22 protein-coding genes are annotated in these 25,813 nt (G+C 46.8%); 3 read left to right on the forward strand and 19 right to left on the reverse strand.

Features of this window, described 5'->3' with window-relative positions; translation table 11 throughout:
• Window positions 1–48: 48 nt before the first annotated feature.
• The 4 genes from HHL16_RS15735 to HHL16_RS15750 all read right to left on the reverse strand — a co-directional run bounded on the left by HHL16_RS15735 (window position 49) and on the right by HHL16_RS15750 (window position 7,464).
• On the reverse strand, window positions 49–630 hold the full coding sequence (locus HHL16_RS15735; RefSeq protein ID WP_169426134.1) for an RNA polymerase sigma-70 factor: 582 nt from the start codon (window positions 628–630) through the stop codon (window positions 49–51).
• 251 nt (window positions 631–881) lie between these two features.
• Window positions 882–3,440, reverse strand: a complete 2,559-nt coding sequence (locus tag HHL16_RS15740) for a zinc-dependent metalloprotease (protein WP_169426135.1) — start codon at window positions 3,438–3,440, stop codon at window positions 882–884.
• Between the two features lie 476 nt (window positions 3,441–3,916).
• Window positions 3,917–4,141: a hypothetical protein gene (locus tag HHL16_RS15745; protein WP_169426136.1), complete on the reverse strand. Its 225-nt coding sequence runs from the start codon at window positions 4,139–4,141 to the stop codon at window positions 3,917–3,919.
• 89 nt (window positions 4,142–4,230) lie between these two features.
• Window positions 4,231–7,464, reverse strand: coding sequence for a S41 family peptidase (locus HHL16_RS15750; protein WP_169426137.1), 3,234 nt, complete (start codon window positions 7,462–7,464; stop codon window positions 4,231–4,233).
• Window positions 7,465–7,658: 194 nt separating this feature from the next.
• Between HHL16_RS15750 and HHL16_RS15755 the strand changes: the two genes are divergently transcribed.
• A complete protein-coding gene (locus HHL16_RS15755; protein ID WP_169426138.1) occupies window positions 7,659–9,098 on the forward strand; it encodes an alpha-L-fucosidase in 1,440 nt (479 codons plus the stop codon).
• Between the two features lie 68 nt (window positions 9,099–9,166).
• Here HHL16_RS15755 and HHL16_RS15760 read toward each other — a convergent pair whose 3' ends face one another.
• The 14 genes from HHL16_RS15760 to HHL16_RS15825 all read right to left on the reverse strand — a co-directional run bounded on the left by HHL16_RS15760 (window position 9,167) and on the right by HHL16_RS15825 (window position 22,182).
• Window positions 9,167–9,931, reverse strand: a complete 765-nt coding sequence (locus HHL16_RS15760; protein WP_169426139.1) for a hypothetical protein — start codon at window positions 9,929–9,931, stop codon at window positions 9,167–9,169.
• Window positions 9,932–9,955: 24 nt separating this feature from the next.
• Window positions 9,956–10,465: a GNAT family N-acetyltransferase gene (locus HHL16_RS15765; RefSeq protein WP_169426140.1), complete on the reverse strand. Its 510-nt coding sequence runs from the start codon at window positions 10,463–10,465 to the stop codon at window positions 9,956–9,958.
• A 114-nt stretch (window positions 10,466–10,579) separates the two neighbouring features.
• The gene (locus HHL16_RS15770; RefSeq protein ID WP_169426141.1) at window positions 10,580–11,023 is read right to left on the reverse strand and encodes a hypothetical protein; all 444 of its coding nucleotides are present in this window, start codon (window positions 11,021–11,023) and stop codon (window positions 10,580–10,582) included.
• Window positions 11,020–12,297: a hypothetical protein gene (locus tag HHL16_RS24865; protein ID WP_206022445.1), complete on the reverse strand. Its 1,278-nt coding sequence runs from the start codon at window positions 12,295–12,297 to the stop codon at window positions 11,020–11,022. Before HHL16_RS24865 ends, HHL16_RS15770 begins: the two co-directional genes overlap by 4 nt.
• A gap of 31 nt (window positions 12,298–12,328) precedes the next feature.
• Window positions 12,329–13,468 (reverse strand): hypothetical protein, encoded by a 1,140-nt coding sequence (locus tag HHL16_RS15780; protein WP_169426142.1) that lies wholly within the window; start codon window positions 13,466–13,468, stop codon window positions 12,329–12,331.
• Between the two features lie 5 nt (window positions 13,469–13,473).
• The gene (locus HHL16_RS15785; RefSeq protein WP_169426143.1) at window positions 13,474–15,174 is read right to left on the reverse strand and encodes a CocE/NonD family hydrolase; all 1,701 of its coding nucleotides are present in this window, start codon (window positions 15,172–15,174) and stop codon (window positions 13,474–13,476) included.
• Between the two features lie 27 nt (window positions 15,175–15,201).
• Window positions 15,202–15,849, reverse strand: coding sequence for a hypothetical protein (locus tag HHL16_RS15790; RefSeq protein ID WP_169426144.1), 648 nt, complete (start codon window positions 15,847–15,849; stop codon window positions 15,202–15,204).
• Between the two features lie 12 nt (window positions 15,850–15,861).
• Window positions 15,862–18,207, reverse strand: coding sequence for a hypothetical protein (locus HHL16_RS15795; RefSeq protein ID WP_169426145.1), 2,346 nt, complete (start codon window positions 18,205–18,207; stop codon window positions 15,862–15,864).
• A 73-nt stretch (window positions 18,208–18,280) separates the two neighbouring features.
• Complete coding sequence (locus HHL16_RS15800; protein WP_169426146.1) at window positions 18,281–18,952, reverse strand: SMI1/KNR4 family protein; 672 nt, start codon at window positions 18,950–18,952, stop codon at window positions 18,281–18,283.
• A 10-nt stretch (window positions 18,953–18,962) separates the two neighbouring features.
• Window positions 18,963–19,979 carry a hypothetical protein gene (locus HHL16_RS15805; RefSeq protein ID WP_169426147.1) on the reverse strand — a complete coding sequence of 339 codons (1,017 nt, stop codon included), beginning with the start codon at window positions 19,977–19,979 and terminating at the stop codon, window positions 18,963–18,965.
• Window positions 19,980–20,026: 47 nt separating this feature from the next.
• The gene (locus HHL16_RS15810) at window positions 20,027–20,773 is read right to left on the reverse strand and encodes a hypothetical protein (protein WP_169426148.1); all 747 of its coding nucleotides are present in this window, start codon (window positions 20,771–20,773) and stop codon (window positions 20,027–20,029) included.
• 10 nt (window positions 20,774–20,783) lie between these two features.
• Window positions 20,784–21,329 (reverse strand): hypothetical protein, encoded by a 546-nt coding sequence (locus tag HHL16_RS15815; protein WP_169426149.1) that lies wholly within the window; start codon window positions 21,327–21,329, stop codon window positions 20,784–20,786.
• A gap of 29 nt (window positions 21,330–21,358) precedes the next feature.
• Complete coding sequence (locus tag HHL16_RS15820; protein ID WP_169426150.1) at window positions 21,359–21,769, reverse strand: hypothetical protein; 411 nt, start codon at window positions 21,767–21,769, stop codon at window positions 21,359–21,361.
• An 89-nt stretch (window positions 21,770–21,858) separates the two neighbouring features.
• Complete coding sequence (locus tag HHL16_RS15825; RefSeq protein WP_169426151.1) at window positions 21,859–22,182, reverse strand: DUF4870 domain-containing protein; 324 nt, start codon at window positions 22,180–22,182, stop codon at window positions 21,859–21,861.
• Window positions 22,183–22,461: 279 nt separating this feature from the next.
• Here HHL16_RS15825 and HHL16_RS15830 point away from each other — a divergent pair, with 279 nt between their 5' ends.
• Complete coding sequence (locus HHL16_RS15830) at window positions 22,462–22,986, forward strand: DUF4303 domain-containing protein (RefSeq protein WP_169426152.1); 525 nt, start codon at window positions 22,462–22,464, stop codon at window positions 22,984–22,986.
• A gap of 30 nt (window positions 22,987–23,016) precedes the next feature.
• Window positions 23,017–24,978, forward strand: coding sequence for a hypothetical protein (locus HHL16_RS15835; protein WP_169426153.1), 1,962 nt, complete (start codon window positions 23,017–23,019; stop codon window positions 24,976–24,978).
• A 31-nt stretch (window positions 24,979–25,009) separates the two neighbouring features.
• On the opposite strand, the gene metQ is transcribed toward HHL16_RS15835, so the two are convergent.
• Window positions 25,010–25,813 carry a methionine ABC transporter substrate-binding lipoprotein MetQ gene (gene metQ, locus HHL16_RS15840; RefSeq protein WP_169426154.1) on the reverse strand — a complete coding sequence of 268 codons (804 nt, stop codon included), beginning with the start codon at window positions 25,811–25,813 and terminating at the stop codon, window positions 25,010–25,012.

Below are 25,813 nucleotides of genomic sequence, written 5' to 3' on the forward strand. Positions count from 1 at the left end.
TGATAGTCGCGCCACTTCAAAGAAAGTATTAGCGCGTTTAACATTTTTTTAGAAAATATTTTTATCCATCAGCAAAAAGGGAAGCAGACAGGCAACCGCAATGCTGTCTTTACTGTGCTGCATCACATAATTACGGATAGATTCCATGGCTTTGTACAAATGCACTTTCACCGTATTGGTGGCAATCCCCATCTGCTTGCCGATGGCTTCGTAACTGAGCCCTTCTTCGCGCTGCAACTGAAAAGCAGTACGTTGCTGAGGACTAAGTTGCGCCACAGCTTCCCTGATCAGCGTAACCTGTTCTTTTTTGAGCAATTGCAGTTCAGGACTGTCGTGAGAGATCTCCATCCGCTCTTTGAGGTAGTTGCGATACGTATCGATACTCCCCTGCTTGCGGAGTGCGCTGATAATGGAATTGCGGGTGATAGTATAAAACCAGGAAGCGAAATGTTGAATGGATAAGACTTCTGAGCGATTCTCCCACAGCTTGAGAAACACAGATTGCACGATATCTTCAGCCAGATGAGGCAGCTTGAGGTGTTGCAGCGCCACAGCATAAACGCCGGGAGCATAACCTTCGTAGAGTTGCCTGAATGCCGGTTCGTGGTTCTCTGAAAGTTGCCGCAGCAAGATCACTTCGTTATGTAGGGGTCGCAGGATCAATTCTGCATTATTTATCAGTAAAGATAAAAGTTTTGAGGGGAAAGGCTGATTTCGTAGCTGAGGAATATCGTTTGGTAGATATTTTTCATTGCGCAATCGTTTGTGTGATGAACGATTTAATGAAGAAGTTAAACAGGCATTAAAAAGAACAGGCCCGCAAATGCAGGCCTGTCCTTTATGCACCGATACATGGTATCGGCGGCTGATTATATTGCTCCTTATTTAGGATCGAGCATTTTGTTGATTCTTTCAACCAGGTCTTCGAGGTGAGCACGGCTTGCTTTGTCTGCAGTTGCAGGCAGCGCGGCTTTGATCTCGGAACGCAGTTGCTTCATGTTAGACTTGAGTATAGAGAATGCATCGCTTCTGTCGCTCACTGCAGGAGGAGGTCCGAACATAGCACCCATCTGATTTCCCTGAGCTGAAGGTGCAGCAGCAGGAGGATTCAGGATCTTTCCGATTCTGCTCACATAGTTCTTCTGCAGATTACGACGATAGATATCGATCGGCTTCTGTGTTTTCAACTCGGTGAATACTGCATTGCGGAGATCTGTTGTGAGATCCGATGCTGTGTAAGCAGCAGCTCCTGATTCGGCTTCGCCGGCAATGAGTTTGTCGTAAGTACGGCTGCTGAGGCAACGCTCCAGCGCCATATCCTGCAGTCTGCCAACCAGGGTGATCTGATCTACACCTGTTTTTTCAGCGATCTCTTTGTTGAACAGCCATGTTGGAGTAGTGAATACATTTTTCTTCAGCCATTCCATTGCTTCTTTCTGACGCTCTTTCGATACGCGCTCATATACAACACCTGCCTGCTCTACAGTTTTAGGTGTCTCCATGATGCCGCCGATATTCTTAGAAACGTGTCCGATATAACGGCTGAACTGGCCGGTGATCTGACCGTACATGGTAGAAAGACTTTTGTATCCTTCGTTCGGAGTTGCAGTCCATTTGGGCAACTCAGGCAGAATACGCTGAAGGTTCTTTATACCATAGGTGCTTGCGAGCATGGCATTGTCGCCGAGATCTTCGCTCTGTGAACGTGGATCATCGGGGTTTGATTCGGTTCCGAACCAGAGGCGTTTGTTGCTTGCTTTTTCGGTAGTGAGTTTGGCGAGGATGGCTGTTTCTTCATCAACAGATTTGTTGTCGAACCATTTGTATCCCCACTCGATTGCCCATGTATCGTAATCGCCGATGCGAGGGAAAATACCTTTCTCGGAGATATTGTCTTCCGGCTGCGCTACATAGTTGAAACGTGCATAGTCCATGATAGAAGGAGTATGTCCGTTTTCTTCTACCCATTTCTTATCGCGCATTTTTTCTACGGGAACAGATGAGCTGCTGCCGAAGTTATGGCGAAGACCAAGTGTGTGGCCTACTTCGTGAGAAGATACGAAACGGATCAGTTGCCCCATCAGTTCATCGTCGAATTTGTTTTTGCGTGCACGTGGATCTACAGTTGATGCCTGTACCATGTACCAGTCGTGCAGCAGTTCCATTACGTTATGGTACCAGTTGATATGTGTTTCGAGGATCTCTCCGGAACGTGGGTCAGCTGTACTTGGACCGCTGGCATTAGGAACGGAAGATGGTTTGTAAACGATCACGGAGTTGCGTGCATCGTCCATGCTCCAGGTAGGATCTTCCTGTGGAGTGGGCGCTTTTTTAGCAACGATGGCGTTTTTGAAACCGGCCTGCTCGAAAGCTTTCTGCCAGTCGTTCACACCCTGAATGAGATATGGAACCCATTTAGCAGGAGTTGCAGGGTCGATGTAGATCACAATCGGCTTAGCTGGTTCAACCAGTTCACCTTTTTTGTACTTCTCGATGTCCGCAGGTTTTGGCTCAAGTCTCCAGCGCTTAGCCATCACCACTTTCTTAACACCTTGTGGATTCTGATCGAAATCTGTGTATCCTTCAGCGAAGTAACCTACGCGTGGATCGAAGTAACGTGCCTGCATCGGAACCTTTGGCAGCACTACAAAAGAAGTAGTGAGCTCAACAGTAACGGTACCGCCGCCAGGGCCGCCGCCCATTGGTCCCATCATTGGGTTGCCAGCTGCGCGTGCATATGTTTTTACCGCTTTGATATTCGTATTGAGCGGGAAAGATTTGATTTCGCTGATATAGCTTTTATCTGGCTGGTATCCGCCGAGTTTCCATCCGCCTTTCTCGTTGTTGTCGAAATGCAGAATGTCGTTGTCGCCGGAAATATAATCGGTAAGATCGATCACTACGCCATTGGAGTCGGATGCCGCTGACTTCACATCGAAGCTGGCTGCAATAGGCTGCATGTTGGAACGGGTAACAGCCATGAACATTTCACGGGTAGAATCGCTGGAGAATTCAGAGAACGATTTCTTGAGCAGGAACACTTTATTGTTGGGTCCTTTCTCGAAGCTGATCACATTCGAATTCACTTCGTCACCTGCATATCCGCTCATGGAATTGCTTCCTCTGAGATCAACACCAGCTCTGGCTACGTGTGTCATTACCAGAAACTCCCTGTTGAACAGTGAATCGGGGATCTCGAATAAATAACGGTCGTCTACTTTGTGTACCAGGAAAAGTCCTTTTTGTGTTTTGGCTTTTCCTACCACTTCACTGTAGGGTTTAGGGCCCGGTTTCGCGGGGGCTGGCATAGCAGGTGCGTTGCCTGGAGTCGCTGGCGGCTGGCCATTCTTTCCAGGGCGTTGCTGAGCCATCGCAACCGTACTGGCAGATACCAGCACTCCGGTATACAACCAATGTCTCAGACTAGATGATCTTGTCATTGCAATTAAAAGTTTAGGAATCAGAAAAACAACTTCATGTTCGCATTATTCATGCGTGTGCAGAGTTAATCAATTATTGTAAATCACTTCTCTTTTTTACTCCAACGGTTTGTATAAGCACTTATACATGGAAGTTTTTGTGATAAAACAATCAATTGACCTTCTGCCGGAGATATGAGACGGAATCAGCATCGTTTTTCCTGCGGCCGTTCATCACATATCTTCTGAAACACAGTACAGATAAGGGGTTCATTGCAGCAGTAACACGATTGCGGGAAGTAGTATGCAGCGCCGGGCATTTCAGATACCCAATCACCTTTATGGACGAACGCCGTTTTTTGAATTACAAACAAGAGCAGTTGCGATGTGAAATCGACGCCCCGGAAAGAAGGCCATGCCCATGCACTTATTTTTTTTCAGAAAGAAAATCGGATGGATGGCAGTTATAAAAAATCCCGGGCTTACCGGGATATATCTTACAGGAACCTGAAAACCCGGTTGCGGTATTCTTCAAAATCCTGTTCATTGGAGAAACGGTCAAAGGGTTGCTGGTTGCCCGAACGGTCTTCACGCACCAGCACCACTTCGCAGCCACCGATGATGGTGCGGCGGGCCCGCTCGAAAATCAGTTCCAACTCCTGCTGGTCGCGGATGGTCTGCAACTCTTCCACGCGGTTCACTACAATTATATAATCTTCCATATTGTTTGCTTGCGGCAAATGTACAACCTGCCCATAAAAAAGGCGCTCCGAAATTATCGGAGCGCCTTCCTGATTATGCATAGACATTTCTATTTCTTCAGCAATTCTTTCACAGCTGCTTCCAGCTGCGGATCGCGACCCGAAAGGAACGCTTCGTAATTAAGCGGCACAAGAATATCCGGATCGAGTTGAAGGTTCTCAACCGGACGGTTTTCTTTTCCGATCACACCAATCTGCGGAATACCAAACACAATCGTAGGATCGATCTGAGTCTCCCACCACACTGCAGTTCCAGTTCCGGGCACCGGCATACCCACCAGTTTGCCGATTCCATTGTTCTTGTACGCATAAGGGAAAAGATGCGCATCACTGTAATTGCCTTCTCCCATGATCACGATGCTGGGCTTAGACCAGCGATCCACCGGTTCAGTCACCGGCAATCTGTTGCCCTGTGGTGCAAATGTGAAATACGATTTTCCACTCAGGAATGTATTGAGATCGTTGTGCAACCAGCCGCCACCGTTGAAGCGCGTGTCTACCACCAGCGCCTGCTTGTTGCGGTGTTTGCCCATCACTTCATCGATCACAGTTCTGTAACTGCCATCGTTCATTCCCTGCACGTGTACGTATCCGAGTTTGCCACCGCTGAGACTGTCTACCATATCACTCATTTTCTTTACCCAGCGTTTGTAGAGCAGGTTGGCTTCATCTCCTGCATTGATAGGTTTTACCGATTCATCCCATCTTGTGCCTTTTGCAGGATCGAATACACTCAGCAATATCTCCTGATCCATTTTTCTGTTCAGCAACTGATCCCAGTCTGTTTGTGGAGTGATAGCTACCCCGTCGATCTTCTCGATGATGTTACCCGCGCGCACTTTGCTCGATGCTTTGTACAGCGGCCCGCCTTTGATCACCTCTCCTACTTTCACTCCATTGCCGGTGAAGGTTTCGTCCCAGAGAACACCGATGCTGGCAGTGTTGTCGCCACTCGGATTCTGTGGACTGTATCTTCCACCGGTATGTGAGCCGTTCAGCTCTCCCAGCATCTCACTCAGCAACTCCTGAAAATCGTAGTTGTTGGAAATATGCGGAAGGAAAACTGCATAGTCTTTTTTGTACTGCGCCCAGTTGACGCCATGGATAGCGGGATCATAGAATTTCGCTTTCACCTGACGCCATGCGTGATTGAAAATATAATCGCGCTCGGCGGCATTGTTCACAATCATTTCGGTGTTGATATTGATGGGCGAGATTTTTCCGGTCTCATCCACCTTTATCAGGCTGCCACGATTGTTGAGGAATACAGCTTTCCCATCTTTGCTTATCTCCATGCCACTTCCACCACTGCCCAGTTTGGCCAGCAGCCTGGTTTGTTTGGTACGCGGCTCGGTTACCCAGAGATCGAATCCTTTTTCTACATATGCAAGCGTGTATATTTTGCTGCCGTCTGGTGTGATGGCATAATCGGAAATAGTAGCGCTGGCGATGCTCAGTTTCAGCATGCGGCTTTCGAGATCGTTGAGATCGGGGCTCCAGGTTTTGAGCGCCGAATCGCGCTTCTCTCCTGCTTTCTTCACTGCCGAATCACCGGCAGATTTGTTTTTGGTGATGCGCTCTTCCTTTTCTTTCAGCAGATCGAAATCTTCTTTACTGAGCTGATATCTGTCGTATGCTTCCTGATCGAAGAAGATGGCGTAGATATCCACTTCCCTTGAACCCTGGAATGCAAGCGACTTGCGGCCTTCCTTATAGTTGTTCCATGTGATGGCTTTTCCGTTCATGGCCCATTTGGCATTGCCTTCTCCGAATCCGCTTTTCACCGGATAGAACATGGAACCTGTTCCGTCGGATTTGATCATCACAACATTGCCGGCGCTGAATCCGAAATAACCATCAGGTGCGAGCAGGTACTTGCTGTCGGGGCTCCAGGCAAAATCGATATCGCCATCGGCGTAGCTGTAGTTGCGCCCCTGCGGAATGAGTGTGCGTGATTTTTTGGAAGCAAGATTGTATACTTTCAGAATATTTCTGTTCTCCCAGTAAGCCACTTCTTTTCCATCGGGAGAATATTTTGGATTGAACTCTTCAGCCGCTGTTCCGAGCAGCAGCTCTTCTTTCAGTACAGTGGATGCATAGAAATAAGGCTCTTCACTGCGCGTGAGGGTGCTGGTGTAGATATCCCAGTTGTCATTACGCTCTGCAGCATAGATAAGGGTTCTGCCATCGGGCGACCATTCTACCATTCGTTCCTGCTGTGGCGTATTGGTGATGCGTTTTGTTTGTGATCCTTCCACACTGGTTACGAAGATTTCACCATGTGTAACAAAGGCAATTTCTTTTCCGTTAGGACTCAATGAGAATTCGGTTACGTTGCCGTTGATGCGAACGTTCTTTTCTACCGCTTCGCGTCCGTCGTTGAAAATGCTTACGGCTATTTTCTTTGGCTGACCACCTTCGTTCAGCGTATAGATCTCACCATTGTAAGTAAAGCAGAGCGTGTTGTTAGCAGACTTCGACAAATGACGCACCGGATGATCTTTGAACTTTGTCAGCTGCTCCGATTTTGCAGGATCGCTGAGCGATACTTTGAAAATATTCTGAGCGCCGCCACCTTTCTCACTGAGCCAGTAAGCCTGATCGTCCGTTGCGAAAAGCGGATTATGGTCTTCTCCATTATAGTCAGATACTTTTTTATAGGTGCCTCCTTTGATATTGAACACCCATATATCGCGCGTTACGGAAGAGGTATGATGTTTCCTCAATGGATCTTCATATCCTTTCCTGTCTTCAAAAATGATCTGCGATCCATCGCTGTTGTATTTGGCAGCATCCATGCCTGCAGCGCTCACCAGTATCGACTTTCCGCCGGTTACAGGAACCTGATACAGATTGCGGAACATTCTGGAAGCGAAACGCACGCTGGTAGCGGGAGCATTTCTGGAGCTTCCGAAAAGCACGAATTTATTGTCTTTGGAAAAATCGTAGGGATAATCCGCGGAGCTGTTGGACGTAAGTCTCACGGGTGTTCCACCGGTTGCAGGCATTACAAAAACATCGAAGTTGCCGTAGCGGTCGCTGGCAAAAGCGATCTGCTTTCCATCGTTACTCCAGATGGGCATCATGTCGTGCGCTTCGTGAATGGTGAGCGGAGTAGCCACACCACCGGTTGCATCCACACGATAGATGTCTCCTTTGTAGCCGAATACAATCGATTTACCGTCGGGGGAAATAGCCGGGTAGCGCAGCCATAGGGCATTGCCCTGTGCCTGAGCCGAAGTGTATAACCCCAGCAAAAAGAGCATAGATAGTAGGTTTCGCATGTGTTTAGTTGGTTTTCTTCATTTAAAGTAAGAAAAGATATGGTCTGAACAGTTTCATTTATGTATTAACGGGCATTAACCCGTGATGAATGAATTCGTCCGGGTCAAGATCGTTGAATGATAAGCCAATATCCCATTTCAAAGACACTATATTTATGCTTTAGTTGCAGGTTCATTATCAAAATCTTTTGGCTATGTCCGCGAAAAAATATTCCATCGTATTGGCAGCGCTGCTTGCAGCGAATCTGGCAGGAGCACAGGAGGCGCCCAGGCCCGATGCTGCGAAAGACAAACGCATGAAATGGTGGCGTGAGGCCCGTTTCGGCATGTTCATTCACTGGGGCGTTTATTCGCAGTGGGGCGGCGTTTATCATGGTCACAATCAGGCAAGAGGTGGTGCGGAGTGGATCATGAACCGTTGCAAGATACCTGTTGCAGAATATCAGGAACGTGCAAAATCTTTCAATCCCACTCAGTACAACCCCGATGCATGGGTAAAGATGGCGAAAGAGGCAGGCATGAAATACATAGTGATCACCGCCAAACACCACGATGGCTTTGCACTGTTCGATTCCAAGGCCAGCCAATGGGATATCACCGATGCCACTGCTTACAAAAAAGATCTGCTGAAGCCTCTTGCCGAAGCATGTAAAAAATATGGTGTGAAACTCGGCTTCTATTATTCGCAGGCGCAGGACTGGAACAATCCCGGCGGCTCTGTAGGAAGAAAGGAAATGCGCGAGGGATGGCCCAACCCCGACTCCGCAAAGATCGATGCATATACCAAAGATCATAGCGGACACTGGGATCCCATACAGGAAACAAAAACATTCGATCAGTATATCGATGATGTTTCTGTACCACAGGTGAAAGAGCTGATGAGCAATTACGGAGACATCGCCGTACTCTGGTGGGATACACCCACTGCCATGACTGATGAAGCTGCCATCAAGTTGCAGGATGCACTTAAAACGCAGCCCAATATCATCACCAACGACAGGCTGAAGCGCCCAAACTTCCCCGGAGACACCAAAACGCCCGAACAGAAAATCCCAAGCCTCGCCGAACTCGATGGCAAAGACTGGGAAACCTGCATGACCATGAACGGCAGCTGGGGCTACAAAAGCTGGGACAATAACTGGAAATCTACAGAAACGCTCATCCGCAACCTGGTGGACATTGCATCCAAAGGCGGCAACTATCTGCTGAATATCGGACCCAAAGAAGATGGAAGCCTTCCGCATGAAACCATCGACCGCCTCCAGCAGATCAGCAAGTGGATGAAGACCAATCAGGAAGCCATCCATGCTACAAAAGCAAGCCCGCTCGCACCTGTGCAATGGGGAAGAGTAACCAGAAAAGACAACGGCGCAAACACTACTCTTTACTTCTCTGTATTCGAGTGGCCGAAAGATGGCAAACTCACCATCCCCGGACTCACCAACAAAGTAGTGAGTGCAAAAATACTGGGAGGAAAATCAGTGAAAACGGCTACAGCAAAGGATCTCGTGATCTCCCTGCCTGCTACTGCACCGGATGCCATTGCAACAGTGATCAGGGTTGACCTGAAAGGAAAAGTAGCAAATGCCAATACCGAATCGAAAGGAAAGATGAAGAGCGGCGAACTCGATTAAGTTCACCTTTCACATAATACAAAACGCCGGTCCATTCTGAGTGGACCGGCGTTTTGATTTTTTATCAACTAGTTTATTTTAGAAACAAGTTTAGCCTTGCACCAATCGATGAGTACCAATTCATTCTTTGCAGCGAGCTTCAGCAACCCCTCGCTCGCTTCATCGAAATTTTGCAGGCATAATTCTCTGATGATGCCATTGGTAAAAGTTCCGTAGAAAGTGAACTGAGCTGAACGCAAAGCAAATCCATCCTGCACATACCCTGTATTGCCGGCAAAGGTAATAGCGCCGCGTTCTTTGATGCCTGCTGCATCACAGAACTTCTCAAAGTTAAGCGCGAGGTTACTGCGGTTGATCTCTCTTACATGGATGGCGCCGTAACCAGGAAGTTCAGGGGCTTTCCCATCGGGGAACAACACCGCTCCTACCGACACCAATTCAACCTGAATCAGCGGAAGCAATATTTCCGGCAGAAATTCAACCTGCCTCCAATCGTCTTCGCGCAGCTCCAATGTAAAATCATCGAACAGGGAAATATCTGTCAGTGCCGGCAATTCATTCGATATGGTAGGAAGTGAAAAACGGATCTTGTTGGGATCGAGATGATCGATGCTGACCATTCGCAGCGTAAGTTTTCCGGTCTGTGAAAACTCCGACGCATAGATTGGATCTGCTTTCGCGATCTCCCACTTCTTTCCTGAAATGGTCAGCGTGGTCTGTTTGTCGAATGCTGCAGGAAGCTGCTCCAACGGCAGCTTGGTAGCGCCCATTACTTCACCTGTGGCTTCATTGATGAAGGTCACTTCAACTTCTGAGTTCTGTGGATTTGCCATGGGCCGAAGGTAGAAAAAAACTGTTTACTGCAATTGCTTCTGCAATTCCATGAAACCGAAATCGCCTTTTGCAGAAGATGATTTATTGGAAAAAGGTTCCCAGTTACCGGTTGGAGCAAAGCCTTTGCGGCGATACCAATCGATCAGTTCTGCGCGAACGTCGATCACGGTAATGGTGAGTGTGGAGTAATTGTTTTCTTTCGCTAAGTTTTCGCCGAATTGCAGGAGCAATTTGCCGATTCCACCGGCCTGCGCATCAGGGGATACCGAGAGCATGCCCAGGTAGAGGGTTTCAGGTTTCTCTTCTATCAATACACATCCGAGTACTGTCGATTGCTCATCGCAGCATTTGTACATGCGTACACCGGGCTTTTGGATGAGATCGCTGAGCAGCGATTCGCTGGTTCTTTGTCCTTCCACGAGATGGCCTTCGGAGGTCCAGCTTTTTGATCCGGGTTTGCCTTCATATGCGCTGTTGATCACTGTTGTAACAGCAGCAATATCGGCGTCGGTAATCAGTGAAATTGTATACATGCAATGTTTGGTTGGTACTGCAAGATACTGCCTCCTTCAATAAATTTATCACCAACTTTTTGATGCTGTACCTTTGAAAGCCTTTGCAGCACGCGGTTACTACTGCTGGCCTCATTAATTTGCACCCGGAGTAATGATGGCTTCTTTGCCGGTGCAGGGATTGGTCACTACCAGCTCATCTCCTTTGCCAGGTCGGAGGTGCAGCGTTATGAATGCCCGGTAAGGTGTTCCTGCATCGTTGATGAACTCGCCTTCAAAAGTTACGATCACAGTCCCGAACTGACTGCTGCGATTATCGATAGCGGTGGCAGCGACGAATTCGCTGATCGCACGTTTGTTATCGGTCACTTCTTTGGGGAGTATCAGTTTGCGGTCTTTGAACAAAACCTCAAAGTGGCTGTAAGTGCCAACAGAGAAATGGGATTTCTTTACGTAGTACACTTTCCAATGGTATACCCTGTTTTCAAACAGCAGCGTTTTTCTGGTGCCGTAACAGGATGTGAACAACACCACACACACCAGCACTATGATGGCAAGAAGAATAAGTTTCCAGGTCATTTAAGTAAGGATTTATGTTGCAGGATATACTCGATCGCATTGCCAGGGCCTTCTTCTTTCAGTACTGCAAATCCTTCCTCATCCGTAATGCATACTTCGGCCCGGAATACATCTTCGATGCTATGTGTGGCAGGTTGCTGCAACCATTCACTACCGGTATTGAGGTAGATGTTCATCCCCATTAAACTGATAGTGGCGCCTATTTCTCCGGCTTTCCGAATGAATACGCTCATATCATCTGCGAGAATCACTTTTGCATTGATGTTTGCATCGATATACAACTCGCCATGATTGTACTTTGTCCAGAGCAGCTCTGTATTTACGGTGCCTCCGAAATAATGTACGTTGCCAAACAAATGGATGCACGGGCATTCCACTTTTCCATGCACAACCAATGCAGGTGAATTGTCTGTATCGAAAGCCATGATGTATGAGGCTACCTGCAGGTTTTGAAGAAAGATGAAACCGAGTACAGTAATGCCTTCGGTTCCGGGCACAGCATAATCGAGCCGGAGCTTTTCAGTTGTAACAGCTGTTTCTGCGAGTAAGAAAAAAGCGTTCTCATGCCAGGTGGGGAAACGCCATTCATCCCATACATCATACAAACGGTCTACACCGGGAATATCAGTGATATTGGGAAGATATGCCGCAGCCTCGCTGCGTGTAATCACTTTGAACCGGATGCCATCATAGTCGACGGTTTCCATGGGCGGCCGCGGTTCATTCGCACGAAGTGATTTTCGTTGTTGTTCCAATTGCTGCTCAGCTTGTTCGAGCATAGATTCTACAGCGGCAAATTTTTCTTTAAGCGTATCGTCCCATGCGTGGAGGTTCACCACTGCGTATTGTAAATTTTCCGTAGCCTGCTGCCGGATATTATCAGGCAGGGCTGCATTAACAGCAATGCCACGCATCGTATCGAGATAGTGAGCCTGACGTGGATCGTTGCTATCCTGCAGTAGCGTATCGAGCAGACTTAATGTATACAGTGTGGGCTTTCGTTGCAGTGATTGCAGCAGGCTTTCTTCAAAGATCCCGCCATCAAACGATTCGAGGAATTGACCGATTGGTCCGGGGCCTCCGTAATCAATATCCGGGCTGCTCTCTATCAAGCGGAACAAAGGTTCCATAGCTTCCGCCGGATTCTCTAGTTCTTCGAGCTCCTCACAGAGAGGATATGCCGGATCAATGAAATCATATTTATTGCCGGATTGGTGTGCTTTCTGAATGCATTCTTCCAATTGCCGTATGATAGTTGAAACACCTGTATCCATGTTTTTATTTTAGTTTACCCTTTCGGTATGTTTACCAGATACTATCGGTTAAGTGTTGCTCAGGTTCGAGTACTTCATCTTCGGCAAATTCATCTCCGCTGCCTGCAGCCCAGTTCAGATGGCTTAACCGCATATACCATGTCTGCACGCGCGGAGCAAAAGCTGCTCCCGATACACGGGCGGCTCTGGCCCCTTTTTCTTCGAGAAAGCCATCATCGTCGCTGTCAGCACATCCCAGTATGGCCTTGGATGCCGACAGGTTTCCTTTTATCCATGTGGTATGATGTTCGTAGAAAGTGATTTTTTCACATTCTACGTTTCCGAAAACAAACAGGCAATCGATGTTTCGCATATCGATTATTGGAACTGTAAGATTTCCGTTGATGATCAGAATGCGATTCTGATATGCATGGTTTCCAAGCAGCAATTTGTGAAAATCGCTGACGGGCGGTGTACCAAATTCAGACAAGCTGCGCAACATATCGGAACTCAGGCGAATGTCTTCTTTCAATTCGGTGTCGCCATCAAACACAATTACCAGTGGGTCGGCGTAGGTGTCTGCGAGTGTGTCCGGATCGAAAGCAGATTGTTTATCTTCTTCCCGCAGGTATATGTTTTCGAGATCGAACCGTAGGATAGCATCCTGCAAACTCACTATCTGGTACTGAACGTTTTTTAAATCCAAAGGTCTTTCCTGCTCTTCGATATGAGCTACCCTCTCCGCAGCATCCGCTCTGATGGCAGCAGGATATTTCTCGCCTTGCGCAATCCGGTTCAGCAATGAGCGTGCAGCAGCATAATGCGGGCCCGTTGTATCATTGATAACTCCGTGCAGCAGGTGCAATGTATATGCAATTGGACAACGTTCTACCGATTGAAGCAGCAGTTCTTCGTATCCCTTACCCCGATAATGCTCAAAGTACAGGCCGAGGTAATCCGGCTCGTAGAAGTAATGATTATCAGGGAAATGCTCAATCAGCTCCAGCATCGCAGCCACGCCTTCCAGTGGATCTTCCAGCGTTTTCAATTGTCTGTCCGGCGTATTTTCAGGATCGATAAAACTATAGGAGAACGCTGTCTGGAACAACATATCGTTGTTTGTTTCCTGCGCTTTCAGCAAACTCCTTTCGAGTTTTGAAATGATCTGCTTCAGTTTTTCCGAACGCTCCATAGTTGCTATTTTTTTGTTTCATTACTGCCCCCGTTCACCGGGATAGTGATGAAACTGTTATTGTACCATTTGATCTGCATCGGCTCACCCGCATCTTTGATTGTTTCAGCAGACACATCCTTTCCTGATCCATAGTTGACGATTTCAAACGGATGCTTGTTGATGTTCAGCAATACTACCAGTTTCGATCCTGCACCGATATTCTTGCTGACAAATCTTGTATTGGAGAAGGGAATGCTGCTCACTTTGCCCGGTTGAAGCAATTGCCTTTTGCGATTGTTTTTTGCATAGCTCGCACGCCCAACATACCGCGTAAGAAAGAAGTATCCGCCATTTGGCATCAGCTCATACAGCGCCAGCGACACATCCATATCTTTCTTATTGATGCTCGCAAACAGTTGCCCGCCAAATGAACCATTGATGGTGATTGCATTTCCAAAAGGCGCAGTGGAGAAGATCAGCCCATTGCCCGCATCGAGCGAATCAAAAACAATGTTAGGAGTGTAATAATTGTTTTGATTTTCCCTGTCCTTAAAATCCACCGTTTGTTTTTCATAGCTATACTGGCCGGGCTTGTACGGCAACAATGATTTTTTATCGAGGTAAAAAGTGAGCGTATCGTTGTTGATGTTTTCCAGGCTGGGTGCGTGTATCCATTCATTGCTGCCCATCACCTGATAATTGATCTTATCTTCAAGGATTGCGGGCATGGGAGCGCCTTTCAGAATATGATCGAGCCATTGATAAGCCAGTTCCATCAAGTCGATATTGGCTACGCTGTCAATTTCATATCCCATTAAGTTCTTTGCCGGTTTGCGTTGTGCACCCCTATGATCCCAGGGACCAATCACCAGATAATGATTTGCCTTTTTATTGTACTTATTGTGCAGTCTGAAATATTGAAGCGCTCCGATCTGCGAGCCATCATAATAACCAGTGGTGGTTAATATGGGTATATTGATCTTTGCATATTCTTCCGGAGTGGGCACCATCGATTGCCAATAGTTGTCATAAGCAGGATGTGAAAGCCATTGCTGGAAAATTGGATTCTGCACTCCTGCCAGACTATCCATTTTGTTGTAGGCTGTGCCGTTGTTGAAGTAATCGAAGGGCAGGCTGTTTGGCAGCCGTTTGTTCTTGTAAATATTATCGTTGCTCCAGCTGAGGATATGCGATAGAGGTACATTGTTCTCCATGGGAAAATCATACCCCGGCATCACAGCTACCTGCGGAACGATGGTCTTCAGTGCAGGATGAATATTCTTTACAGTAGCCCATTGCGCATAACCTGTATAACTTCCGCTGTACATTCCTACGCTTCCGTTACACCAGCTTTGCTTGCTGATCCAGTCGATGATATCGTACACATCTGTGCCTTCGTGCTCAAAGGGTGTGTAGTTTTTGAGGTTGGCTCTGATACCACGGGCGTATGCAACAATTCCCACATAACCTCTTTCGGCAGATTTCTTTCCAAAGAACGCATCCGCAAAACTCTGGTAGTAAGTGGTATAAAACAGCACAGCCGGAACCGGCGTGGTAATATTCTTATTACGCACAATGATCGCTGTAATGTCGATGCCGCTTCTGGTGGTGATCAGTACAGAGTCCTGAATTACATAGTTATCGTCAGCAACCGGCGCCTGCTGGCAAAATGCAGCTTCAAGAGATGCCAGTACTATGCAAGCCGCCAAAAAAAGATGCTTCATTCTTTTGTATTGTTTAACACTGAAAAGTTACATTTCCGAAAGGTCTACTACATTAAATTCTGCTTCCCCTGTATCTGCATCATAGGTTCGAACCCTGATCTGTTTCTTTCCAATCTTTTTTATCAGATCAAAGGTTTTCTCCTTGTTATTGTTGCAGGGCAGTGATGGCAACCAGTTTTCTGCAATATCGAAACTATAACGGTAAGTCCATTTTCCGTTTCGCACCGACAAGATAAAGCAGACATTGATATTTGAGTAATCCGCGGCATCGATCACGTAACTTAATTCATCGGCTCCATCGTTATCGAGATCCCCTTCGTTCTTCAGATAGCGGAAACCAAGTGGTCGCAGGTTGTCTCCGATAAACAATGTATCGGTTTGACGATTGTCTGAAACCAGCATCAGTACTGGCTTCTGGGATAATACTTTATTCAGGGCTGCATCATCATTCAATCCCTTATACCATTTTGCGGCTTCCTGTTTTGTTTTTTTGCTGAGAAATACTTCTTTGACAGTATCGTGCTTTCCATCTCCATTGAAGTCCCCGGAAATGGAGAAACGATGCCCCCTCACCGATTTTACCTGTCCGGCAGTTACAGATTGTGCCTGGCTCTGCAATTGAATGCAGCATGCCATCAAGGTTAATGCACTGGTGATCCTGATCAAAGATTTCATAAAGATTTTCATTTATCTGCTGGCATCCCATTCGCCTTTTTCAAATCGTTCGTTGTCCGCAGGGAACTGCTCTTCAAAATAACGCCAGAGATTCAGCGCTTTCTTGTAATGATGAACATCGAGCGGCGTAAGCTGATAACTCCCCCGCACATCATGTGGCAAATACCGGACAGACACCGACTGATTGTTGTGCCCATCTGTTTCCAGATCGTACTGATAGCCTCTGATATCATAGTTGCCAGTTACAGACGGGAAGAGTTTCAACTGGTGCGCCGGCCGGGGCATCACTATTTGTATCCTGCCTTTGTTATTGTTGATATTTTGCCTGAAGGAAAAATGCAGTTCATCGCTCCAATACCCCATCCGGTCGCTGTTGTAATAATCATTGTAAAGATCGGTGACAATGGGTTTGCTGAGATAATCACTGATCTTTGAAGGGGTGATAATCTGCTGAATCAATTGTTGACAGGATTCAATGTCCTGCGCCGTCAGCTGATCCATCTCTTCCATTGCCTGTAATGTCAACGGCCAGAAATTGCGAAGCAGCTGTTGTTCTTCCTGCGGTGTCTGGTGATCCATTTCATACCATTCACCATCCGGCGCTTTCCATGTTATTTTCAAATGATACCGGGCGCTTTGATGAGGTCTGTTGAACAGCTTATCCATGAACGATTTTTTCTCTTCCTCGCGTTTCGCGTAGATGAATACCCGTTGATTGTCTTGCCGCAGCAGTATTGAATGCAGTGATCCTTCTTCATCATTCTCTCTGTTGGCTACCACTATCACATCTTCTACATGAAACAAAAAATGTGGGGTGGTCACCAGTTTGAGCTGAGTGAATGTGAGCAGGTTTTCAATGTTGCAATCATAATTGTCAAAAATCCTTTTTGTTTTATTGTCGTTCTCCTTCAATACAGAAAGGCCATTGGAGAGCCTGTTCAACATTTCAATTTTGTTGAGGCGGCTTATGAGACCGCCGCCGGATTGTGATAAAATTTCTTCACAGAAAATATCGGCCAGCGGTGAGTCCGACTCGAATCTGCAGTCATCGAAATAATGGCCGATCAGCTGCGCACCTGCAATTGAAACACCGTAATCAGACTGAACCAGTACGCCTGCTTCCATATTGCCTTTTACAGTGAGGTTGCCATGATTATATTCGCCCCAATACAGCTGTTTTACATGGAGATTGTTTTGCACATAGATCTCCTGTCCGCCAACAATGATGTTCTCACAATTCAGGTTACCCAGTACAACAAGGCCTGCCGCTCCGTCGATGCAGGTGTTTGAAATGTATCGTTTGACAGTAAGATTGCCCGCAACAAAAACCATGTAGATCGCCTGACGCTCGTACTCTTCGTCCAGCTGCTGCCTTGCAGCTGCATCCTTCGCATCAACGGCGGCCACATATCGTTCCATCCAATCGGGCTTTAAGGTGCTGAACGGATTATCGAGATCGAGGGTATCGAGTACAGTATCCTGCTCAAAACATATGGCTCTTTCGGTAGTGTAACGATCCGTCTGATATTTTCGGATGATCGAATCTTCGGGAAGCTGCGCCATCAGCATCACCATGGGAACCAGCCATGCTTGTTGTCCATCGATGATAATGGACTCACGTACATTTTGGTTGGCTTCCGTCCTCAGTTCAATGGTGGCGCCTAATTGCAGCAGATCAGTCTCGTATTTTTTCAGGTGCGCGATATAGCCGTCGGCCAGTGTCAACTCTGCTTCCGATAAACGGGCGAGCGCTTCCTGCGGACCAATATGCCAGATCCTTCTGAGATACTGAGCCACTTTCACTCTATTGGCACCTGCATCGATCAGTATCAATTGCCCTCTTGTCCATAGTGCAGGATCAGACCCATTGCCACTCTCCTCTTCGTTTTCATCCGGCTTTTCCGCAAGGCTTTCACAAACTTCCACCCAGAATGGATTGGGTGAATTTTCATCGAACTGATGCATCAGTTGAATATACTGAAGACTCGCCTGAGCATCATTCTTCAACGCTTCCAGGCCTGTAAGCAACATGCCAAACCTGACGATATCCTGTGCTACCAGCTGCGGCTTCCATACACCAGCACCATGTTCCGCATAATACACAGGAAAACCGGCTGCTTCTTCTTCCAGATCAATGAAGAACGGATCATCGAGGCCATTCAATGCAATCACATACCAGCCTGGCTGCCAATCGCCGGCCTTGGTGGAGGTAAGATCCTCTCCGGTAAGGCCATGATAGCGGAATGCACTCTGGAAGCCCATCCAATGTTCCGGTGCCGGATAATGGAAAGGCAGCAGCATGGGGCCTGCAACTGTTTTGCTTTGGATGAAATGAAGAATGAGTTCAGGTATATTCATGATTGCCTTTTATTAGAATTCGGTTTGGGATATGCGATTCGATGACTAATGCAAACGAACTGATAACTGATCATTAATTGGTCTGGTACGGAAATGTTGTATCCAGGCGATCCCAGGCGATTTCTTTTTGGATGATATCTTCCAGCTCCTCTTCGCTAATCAGCGGATTACGGTTCTTGTCTTTGGAATAAATCGCAGCTATTATTTGATATTGCCGGGGGCTTAGATATGGCTGATGGCTGCTCAAAAAATTACCGAGGTCTTCCCGGAAATTTTCTTCTTCCAAAAGGCCATATTCAGGTTCTTCAATATCGGCTACAGCTTCCAGCATAGAACGGAAAATAAAATCCTGCAGGTTCTTTGCTTTGCAAACTGCCCGGTTAGCATCATGCCAGAGAAATGCGATGGGCATGTTTTCCTGATTGCCTTCTTCCTGCAAAAAGCAAAACATATCTCCTGCGCCATTCTGTGCGAAGGGAATAAAATGTAATGCCGGGTTTATGTTCATCCAATAGTCAGGATCAGCAAATTCTTCGAGCTGGCTTTGAATATCCTTAATGGGCATCAATTCAAATTCATTGGCAAAGAGCAGCAGTGGCGGGCGTTTCCGAAGCTCCGGAAATTGTTTGGTGATCCATTCCGGACCGAAAGTTCCCCAATCGAGCATGCCATCTGCATACAGCTGGTGATATAATGAAGGGTAAGCAAAACCGAATTGTTCTTGTATTTGCAATAGTGGGTTCATCGTCGGATCATTATTGATTTGTGTTTATTTCAAGCGCATTGAAAAGTACCTGCCAGCTGGTTCCATCAAACAACGACGCTCCATGTTTGCCGGCAGAAAGCAACTGACTGTTATCGGAGGACAGGCTCAACTTTCCGGTAGTGAGCTGTACTGAAGGGTCTACATCTGCCGGCAGAATAACATTGCCTTCGAGTGTGTAAAGCGCGTAATCGTTGGCCAGCCAGAGTTTGCCGGCAAACCAGACAGTATCGTTGAAAGAAACAATGTATTTCCCTTCAGTGATGCGTGTCCACTCATCTCCACGGCCAACCCAAAGCGATCCCATTGTGCCGGAGACATACACTTCTCCATTGCCGGAACAGCAAACGGTTTCGAGCGATTCCTTTGATGGAAAGTTGCAGTGACGCCATGCGGATCCGTTGTACTGCCAAACATCACCACCGCCACCCACTGCGTAGAGATCGGTTTCGCTGAAAGCATCCATATCGGAGAATCCAAAGTCGTGCATCATCACTTTGGTATCTCCACTAATTCTTTCCGCAGGCCGCTCCAGGGCGGGAAACTCGTTCCACTGGCCGGTTCCCTTGCGTTCGAGAATACGTCTGTCCTGACAAATGGCGTACAGTTTTCCGTTTACACGTTTCACACGATTTACCGGAGCACTCCGGTCGTGACGCCATCGGGTGGTGATGCCGGGGTCTTCCAATCCTACTTTGTCAACAACATCATTGTACGTCATTATTGTTCCGCGCATGTCTACTCCAATGAATTCATCGATGCCACCGGTAGTTCCAGCTGCGATGCTGACATACTCCACACCGGAGAACCCAACTCTGAAGAAACGCCTTTCGGGTGGACGTTCCATTCGAACGTAGAGCAGCCGTATCAATGGAATTTCATCTAGTTCTACCTCGCTATCTGGCTGTTGCAGTATGAAGCAATAACGGGAGTTATCAAAGCCGATAGCTCCGCCTCTTACATGATAGCCGTCAATGAACTGATCCCATTGTGTTTTATTAAGAATCATTGAATAGTTTTTATACATCAAGAGCTTGCACTAATTCTCAAACCTTATCAGGAAGTATATTCAACCATGTAGACGATATCCTTTTCTGCATCGAGCAAAGCAAATACCACACTGCTTCCGGCAAGAGCCGTGAAGCGGCGGCTTTCGGTTCCTCCGGCAAACATGCCGGTGGTAATGCCGTATTCGTTTTCCGTGTCTTCTTCAAAACCTTCGAGCCATTCTTCCAGCATATCCTGTGCATCTGCTTCGTCCAGCAGAAACGGATCTGTATTCTTTGCCCATTGTTCCGTTACTACAGAAATATGTCGATGGACGCCGTATTTACGGAAATAGTACTTCGTAAATTCATAGCTGTAAAACGAGCGGGCATAAATTTCGGCATAGATGAATTCGCCGAAACGGGATGCCTCTCCCAGCTCCTTCCGAATGGCTTCGAGATATTCTTTTACAGTGGTTTTGTTTTTCAGGTATTCATCTTTCTTTGCATCGAAGTCTTGTTGCAAGAACTGATGAAGTGCAGGCAGCTTTCCCGTTTCCTCGAATACCTGCAGGTCTCCAAGAAATTCATACCTGCCCTGGTTGTACCTGAATCCAAAACAATAGCTTTCTGAATATTGGTAGACGGGTTCTTCTTTGCAGATCAATCCATCCCTGCTGAAGAGATGAATCTGGTAAGATGTATTGTTAACCTGTACAGTGTGCGTCAGCAGTGGTTTGAAGTAGCGCGCAAGTGCCGGATCTTTGAATATAGCCGAAGGCTCCGGATAGAGAATGATATTTTCAGTTTGAGACATATATCACCAATTAATGGTTTTCAATATTGGGTGGAGTTATTTCCTGATCGAACTCCATGAAATCTTCGTGCAGTCCGTCGATACCTTTGAGCATTTCATCGGTTTCCGGATTTGTTTTCATCAGTCTCCAGCTGAAGCCATCCCGTTCCGATTCGACATTTCCTTCGTCGAAAACACCCATCAGCTGATAGAGCAGCCCTTTGCCATAACTACGGAGGAAATGATCCAATTGTTCTTTGCCTGCGGCTGCTGTCAATTGCTGATAGGCTTTTCCGATAGTGGCATCGAAGTCGTGCGCACAGTCTACATTCCCGTTTACGTCGTAAGCTGTCATGTATAATTCCTGCAAAAATCTGAAACGGGCGAACTGCGGAATACCTTCATTTATTTCACTCCATGCCCATTGCAGTGGTCTGCTAGCGCCTGCGAGTGCCAGCTTTTCGGTGAGATTGCCCAGCGATTCGATTTGCGACTCATTCAATTCTTTCAGCCAGTGGCGATAATATTTTTGATCTTTCTCACTCAGTTGGCCGATGTATTTCTCGATTGCTTTCATAGAGAGATTATTTTTTGAATTGGGTACGATCAACTTTTTTTGAGATCCGCTGTCAGAAATTGTGAAGGTTCCAGCGGTGTGGTGTATTGTTGATAATGCATTTGAGGAGGCGCATCGGAATAAGGCACATGCTTCACCAGCAGATAATCCAGATTTTTTGCTTTGTGCTTTCGGATGAAAGGCAATAGCAGATTGAAATATACAGGCCCGCCACTCCAGTTGGCAACGGCGCTTATACTGTTGCCCGCCTGCAGTTCTTCATCCAGCACCTTTGCAAGTATGGGATGTATGCTATCGAGTTGTTGCAGCGTGTACTGTATCAGCATTCCCTGGGTGTTTATTTCAGGAGGCAGCGCGGCGAGTTGCTGGTATTGCTTCATCTTCTGATTGAAGTTCAGCAGAAAGGCCACATCGAGGTGTGTGATATTGTATCGATTCATCTGTTCTGCATCAGGCGTTTTGCACATATCTTCTGAAAAGCAAGCCAGGCCCATGATTGCCATTACAATAATGGGCCTGCTATTGTGACCTAATTAATGAAATTCAGATTTTTGTCTGCAAAAGCTCCGATCACCGGCAATTCTTTCTGAGCGCCATTCACTGCATTGATGATTCCGAAGATCCAAAGGATCAATACCAGCAGATTCACCAATCCTAAAAAGCCCAGCGCCGGCATGATCATGGTAACTATCATCAGCGCAATGCCAAGAACAATTCCGAGAATCATTACACCGAGCGATTGTTTCAGGTGAAAACGAACGGCCGGATCTTTTTCTTTATTGTATTGAAGCAATGCAATGATCCATCCGATGATTGTGATGTAGGCTACGATTGATTGTGTTTTCTTGTCCATGTCTTTTTGTTTATGTAAGAGTAAATAATGAGGGCGGGGTCGTCTGCTGAAATCTATTGGGGTGTTGGAATGCTCATATTACATAATTATCTTGTGCGTAAACTACCCGTAACCGGGTATCACAAAATTGTAACAGCGCGGAGGCGATTCCAAATTTCCGGAGACACAAAGCGTCTACAACCGTTGAAACAGAGCGTCTACAATGTGTCTACAAGCATAAACTGAGATTCAAAAAAATCTAAGTTTGTAGTCGCCATTGTTACAATCAAAACCTGAAAAATGGAATCAGTAGCTATTTTATCAGCGGCCATAGAAACCGCTACACGCAAGGCCTTTGCAGAATTGGCAGACCGCTGTGGCGGGGAGCAGCTGTATGCATTTGCGCTGTACAGCGATGAAGATGCTATCACACTTTGTCCGTCTGCCAACACACTGGAGCACCTCGAAGCAGGGGGCGACAAAGACGATTGGGCCTATTACCAGTTCGAACCCGCTGAATGGAAGTATGAGATGGAGGGAGCAGAAAAGGAGTTCAATCAGATCAGTGCGCAGCTCCGCCATGCTGCACAAAAAACGGTCGGTACAGAAAAGCGGAGCCGCCAACTCAGGGAGCTGGCTGTTTCGGTGCTGGCCAAACTGAAAGAGGAAGGATTTTTCAACTCACTGGCAAAAAGGGAGGTCTTTCTCACCTGGTCTGTAAGTGATTCGGATATGGACCCTGAAATTATTGAACCGATCATCCGGCTGCTGAACGGCCCGTTCTATGCGCAGCAATATATCGATTGGATGAAAACCTGGGACTAGCCACATACATACCATTAATCGTATCGATACATGAAGATATTCTCCATCCTTATTGTTTTTACAACGCTGCTGCTGACTTCACCTGAACAGGCCGGCGCTCAGAACCGGTATACCGATAGTTTGTACAGCCTGCTCAAACAGGGGAAAATAAGTGATGAAGAGAAAGTGCGCATCCAAAGCCACCTCTCTGATATAGTTCGGTTTTACGATACAAAAGAAGCGCTTCAACTCACTGAAGCTGCCGTGGCGCTGGCCAATAAACTGAAGGATCCCATCAGCCAGACCTATGCATACGAAAGCAGGTCGGCAGTTTATCTGCGCATGCAGGAATCGGAAAAAGCTCATCGCGATACAGACAGCTGCCTGATGTTTGCAGAAAAAAGCAAAGACCCCATCGCCTTATCCTGGGCCTGGTACAGAAAAGGGCGGGAGCTCGATTATGAAAATGCGTCAAAGGAGGCAGTCAGTGCACAGCTCAAAGCATTGAATTATATTAAAGGAAGAGGTCAGTGGAAAGAAGAAGCGTCGATCTACTACGCACTCTTCGGCATTTTTGCCGGCTGGGAAGATATCGTCAATTCGGGTAAGTATGCACATCTTGCGCTGGACGCAGCCATCAAAAGCGGCAACCCCAACAATATCTGTGAATCGTGGCAGGCAGTGGCCACGGCGGCCCATGATCATTTCGAGAAGGGCGGAGAAAAGGATCGGCAACTGCTCGATTCCAGTCTGAATGCATATCGCCAATCCATCAATACATTCCTGCAAAATGAGCAGTACATGAATATGTTTCAGCTCATCACTATTCCCTGCATCAATATGGCGGATGCATACAGCAGGCATTTCCCACCGTCGAAAACCACTTCAGATTCTTTGCGGCATTATGCAACACTCGCATTCAACTATGCCACCAAAGGCAAAGACAAAAGATTGCAGGCAGCCTCCTTTGGATTAATGAATGAAGACGCCAAAAGAAACGGAGATTACGAACTGGCAGAAACCTATCTGATGCAGGCTTTGACCTTATTCGATATTCCCAACGAAGCCGCTGTCGATTACGATATCCGTTCCAATGTCTATCACGATCTCGCAGAACTGGCGGAACGCAAAAAGGATTATGCCAAAGCATTGCAATTTCAGAAGCTGTTCATAGAAGACTATAAAAAAGTATTCGATGCAGAACAGAACAACACAGCCAAAAAACTGGAAGCACAATATCAGGCGAAAGAACAGGAGCAGGAGATCAAGTTCCTGAAAGAGAAAGAAAGCCTGCACCGGATGCAAAAATATCTTTATGCCGGGATCGGACTTGCATTGCTGACGGTGCTGATATTTATGTTCCGCTCCTATCATTTCAAGATACGCTACTCCATGCAGCGCGAAGAGCTGCTGAAAAAAGATAAAGAAGAAGCAGACCTCCTCGCTCAACTCAAAATCGAAGAGAACCTTGCATTGGAAGCGGAGAAACGCAATGCGGAACTGCATGCACAATTGCAGGAAGAACAACTGAAACTCAAGGCTGAAGAAACCGCCCGCCTTCAAACCGAACAGCAGGTGATACTGGCACAAAAGGAAATTCTGCAGAAGGAAGTGATCGCAGGAAGATTGCACGTAGAGCAAAAAAACAAGATCCTGAAAGGCGTTAAGGAACATCTGAGCCAGCACAAAAACCCGTTACATAGGGATTCGGAATTGAGCAAACTGCTGAAGCAGGAAAAACATATCGATAACGAATTCGAAGAAGTAGCAGCAGATCTTACGGAAACACATCCTGCTTTTTACAAAACTCTGAGGGAGAAATCGGACAATAAACTTACAGACCTCGACCTGAAATATTGCTCCTACATTCTGCTGAAACGCAATAATTCGGACATAGCGCGATTACTTAGCGTGGAACCCAAAAGCGTACGCATGACCAAATACAGATTGAAGCAAAAACTAGGACTGGGAAAAGAAGAAGACCTGGATCTGTTCATCAGCAGTCTTGTCTGAGAACAAACTCAAGTCTTGTCCTTAAAAAATATTACCAGCCTTTTACAGCGCCACCTTTGAAAACCTTTGCTGCGGCTTGCGCTACAGCTTCGGACTGATAGGCTTTTACGAAATTCTTTACTTTCTCTTCGTCTTTGTTATCCTGCCTGGCAGCGATCACATTTACGTAAGGAGATTCTTTTTCTTCTTTCAGCAATCCGGTTTCTGCATCGAGACCGGCCTGAGCTGCGAAGTTATTGTTGATGATGGCCAGCACCACTTCTTTATCGTCGAGTACCCGCGGCAGCTGAGGCGCTTCGATCTCCAGGATCTTCAGGTTCTTCGGATTTTCAACGATGTCCGTTACTTTGGGAAGAAGCCCTACTCCATCTTTCAGTTTCAGCAATCCGTTTTTCTGCAACAGCAGCAATGAGCGTCCGCCATTGGTAGGATCATTGGGAATAGCAATGGTATTGCCGTCTGCGAGTTCGCTGATATTTTTGATCTTTCTCGAATAAGCTACAATCGGATACACGAATGTATTGCCTACCACCGCCAGTTTGTATCCGCGCTGTTTCGATTGTGCTTCGAGATAAGGCACATGCTGAAATGCATTCACATCGATATCACCCTGATTCAGCGCTTCGTTGGGAACTACATAATCGTTGAAGGCAACCAGCTCCACATCGAGGTTGTATTTTTCTTTTGCTTCTTTTTTTGCTGCCTCGGCAATCTCGCGCTCCGGTCCGGAAGTGATGCCAACTTTGATATGATTGGGGTCGCTTTTACTGGCGGCGCCTCCGCAGGATGCGAGTGACACCAATGCAGCCAGCGCTATAAATTGAAACGTTTTCAT

The organism is Pseudoflavitalea sp. G-6-1-2 (assembly GCF_012927185.1).
Classification (GTDB): domain Bacteria; phylum Bacteroidota; class Bacteroidia; order Chitinophagales; family Chitinophagaceae; genus Pseudobacter.

Excerpts from the sequence above, each read along its gene's own strand:
- metQ (WP_169426154.1), bottom strand. The coding sequence starts at position 25,813 with ATGAAAACGTTTCAATTTATAGCGCTGGCTGCATTGGTGTCACTCGCA.
- HHL16_RS15745 (WP_169426136.1), bottom strand. The coding sequence starts at position 4,141 with ATGGAAGATTATATAATTGTAGTGAACCGCGTGGAAGAGTTGCAGACC.
- HHL16_RS15765 (WP_169426140.1), bottom strand. The coding sequence starts at position 10,465 with ATGTATACAATTTCACTGATTACCGACGCCGATATTGCTGCTGTTACA.
- HHL16_RS15800 (WP_169426146.1), bottom strand. The coding sequence starts at position 18,952 with ATGAACCCACTATTGCAAATACAAGAACAATTCGGTTTTGCTTACCCT.
- HHL16_RS15760 (WP_169426139.1), bottom strand. The coding sequence starts at position 9,931 with ATGGCAAATCCACAGAACTCAGAAGTTGAAGTGACCTTCATCAATGAA.
- HHL16_RS15755 (WP_169426138.1), top strand. The coding sequence starts at position 7,659 with ATGTCCGCGAAAAAATATTCCATCGTATTGGCAGCGCTGCTTGCAGCG.
- HHL16_RS15815 (WP_169426149.1), bottom strand. The coding sequence starts at position 21,329 with ATGAAAGCAATCGAGAAATACATCGGCCAACTGAGTGAGAAAGATCAA.
- HHL16_RS15830 (WP_169426152.1), top strand. The coding sequence starts at position 22,462 with ATGGAATCAGTAGCTATTTTATCAGCGGCCATAGAAACCGCTACACGC.
- HHL16_RS15825 (WP_169426151.1), bottom strand. The coding sequence starts at position 22,182 with ATGGACAAGAAAACACAATCAATCGTAGCCTACATCACAATCATCGGA.
- HHL16_RS15785 (WP_169426143.1), bottom strand. The coding sequence starts at position 15,174 with ATGAAGCATCTTTTTTTGGCGGCTTGCATAGTACTGGCATCTCTTGAA.
- HHL16_RS15770 (WP_169426141.1), bottom strand. The coding sequence starts at position 11,023 with ATGACCTGGAAACTTATTCTTCTTGCCATCATAGTGCTGGTGTGTGTG.
- HHL16_RS15790 (WP_169426144.1), bottom strand. The coding sequence starts at position 15,849 with ATGAAATCTTTGATCAGGATCACCAGTGCATTAACCTTGATGGCATGC.
- HHL16_RS24865 (WP_206022445.1), bottom strand. The coding sequence starts at position 12,297 with ATGGATACAGGTGTTTCAACTATCATACGGCAATTGGAAGAATGCATT.
- HHL16_RS15805 (WP_169426147.1), bottom strand. The coding sequence starts at position 19,979 with ATGATTCTTAATAAAACACAATGGGATCAGTTCATTGACGGCTATCAT.
- HHL16_RS15795 (WP_169426145.1), bottom strand. The coding sequence starts at position 18,207 with ATGAATATACCTGAACTCATTCTTCATTTCATCCAAAGCAAAACAGTT.
- HHL16_RS15810 (WP_169426148.1), bottom strand. The coding sequence starts at position 20,773 with ATGTCTCAAACTGAAAATATCATTCTCTATCCGGAGCCTTCGGCTATA.
- HHL16_RS15780 (WP_169426142.1), bottom strand. The coding sequence starts at position 13,468 with ATGGAGCGTTCGGAAAAACTGAAGCAGATCATTTCAAAACTCGAAAGG.
- HHL16_RS15750 (WP_169426137.1), bottom strand. The coding sequence starts at position 7,464 with ATGCGAAACCTACTATCTATGCTCTTTTTGCTGGGGTTATACACTTCG.
- HHL16_RS15740 (WP_169426135.1), bottom strand. The coding sequence starts at position 3,440 with ATGACAAGATCATCTAGTCTGAGACATTGGTTGTATACCGGAGTGCTG.
- HHL16_RS15820 (WP_169426150.1), bottom strand. The coding sequence starts at position 21,769 with ATGAATCGATACAATATCACACACCTCGATGTGGCCTTTCTGCTGAAC.
- HHL16_RS15835 (WP_169426153.1), top strand. The coding sequence starts at position 23,017 with ATGAAGATATTCTCCATCCTTATTGTTTTTACAACGCTGCTGCTGACT.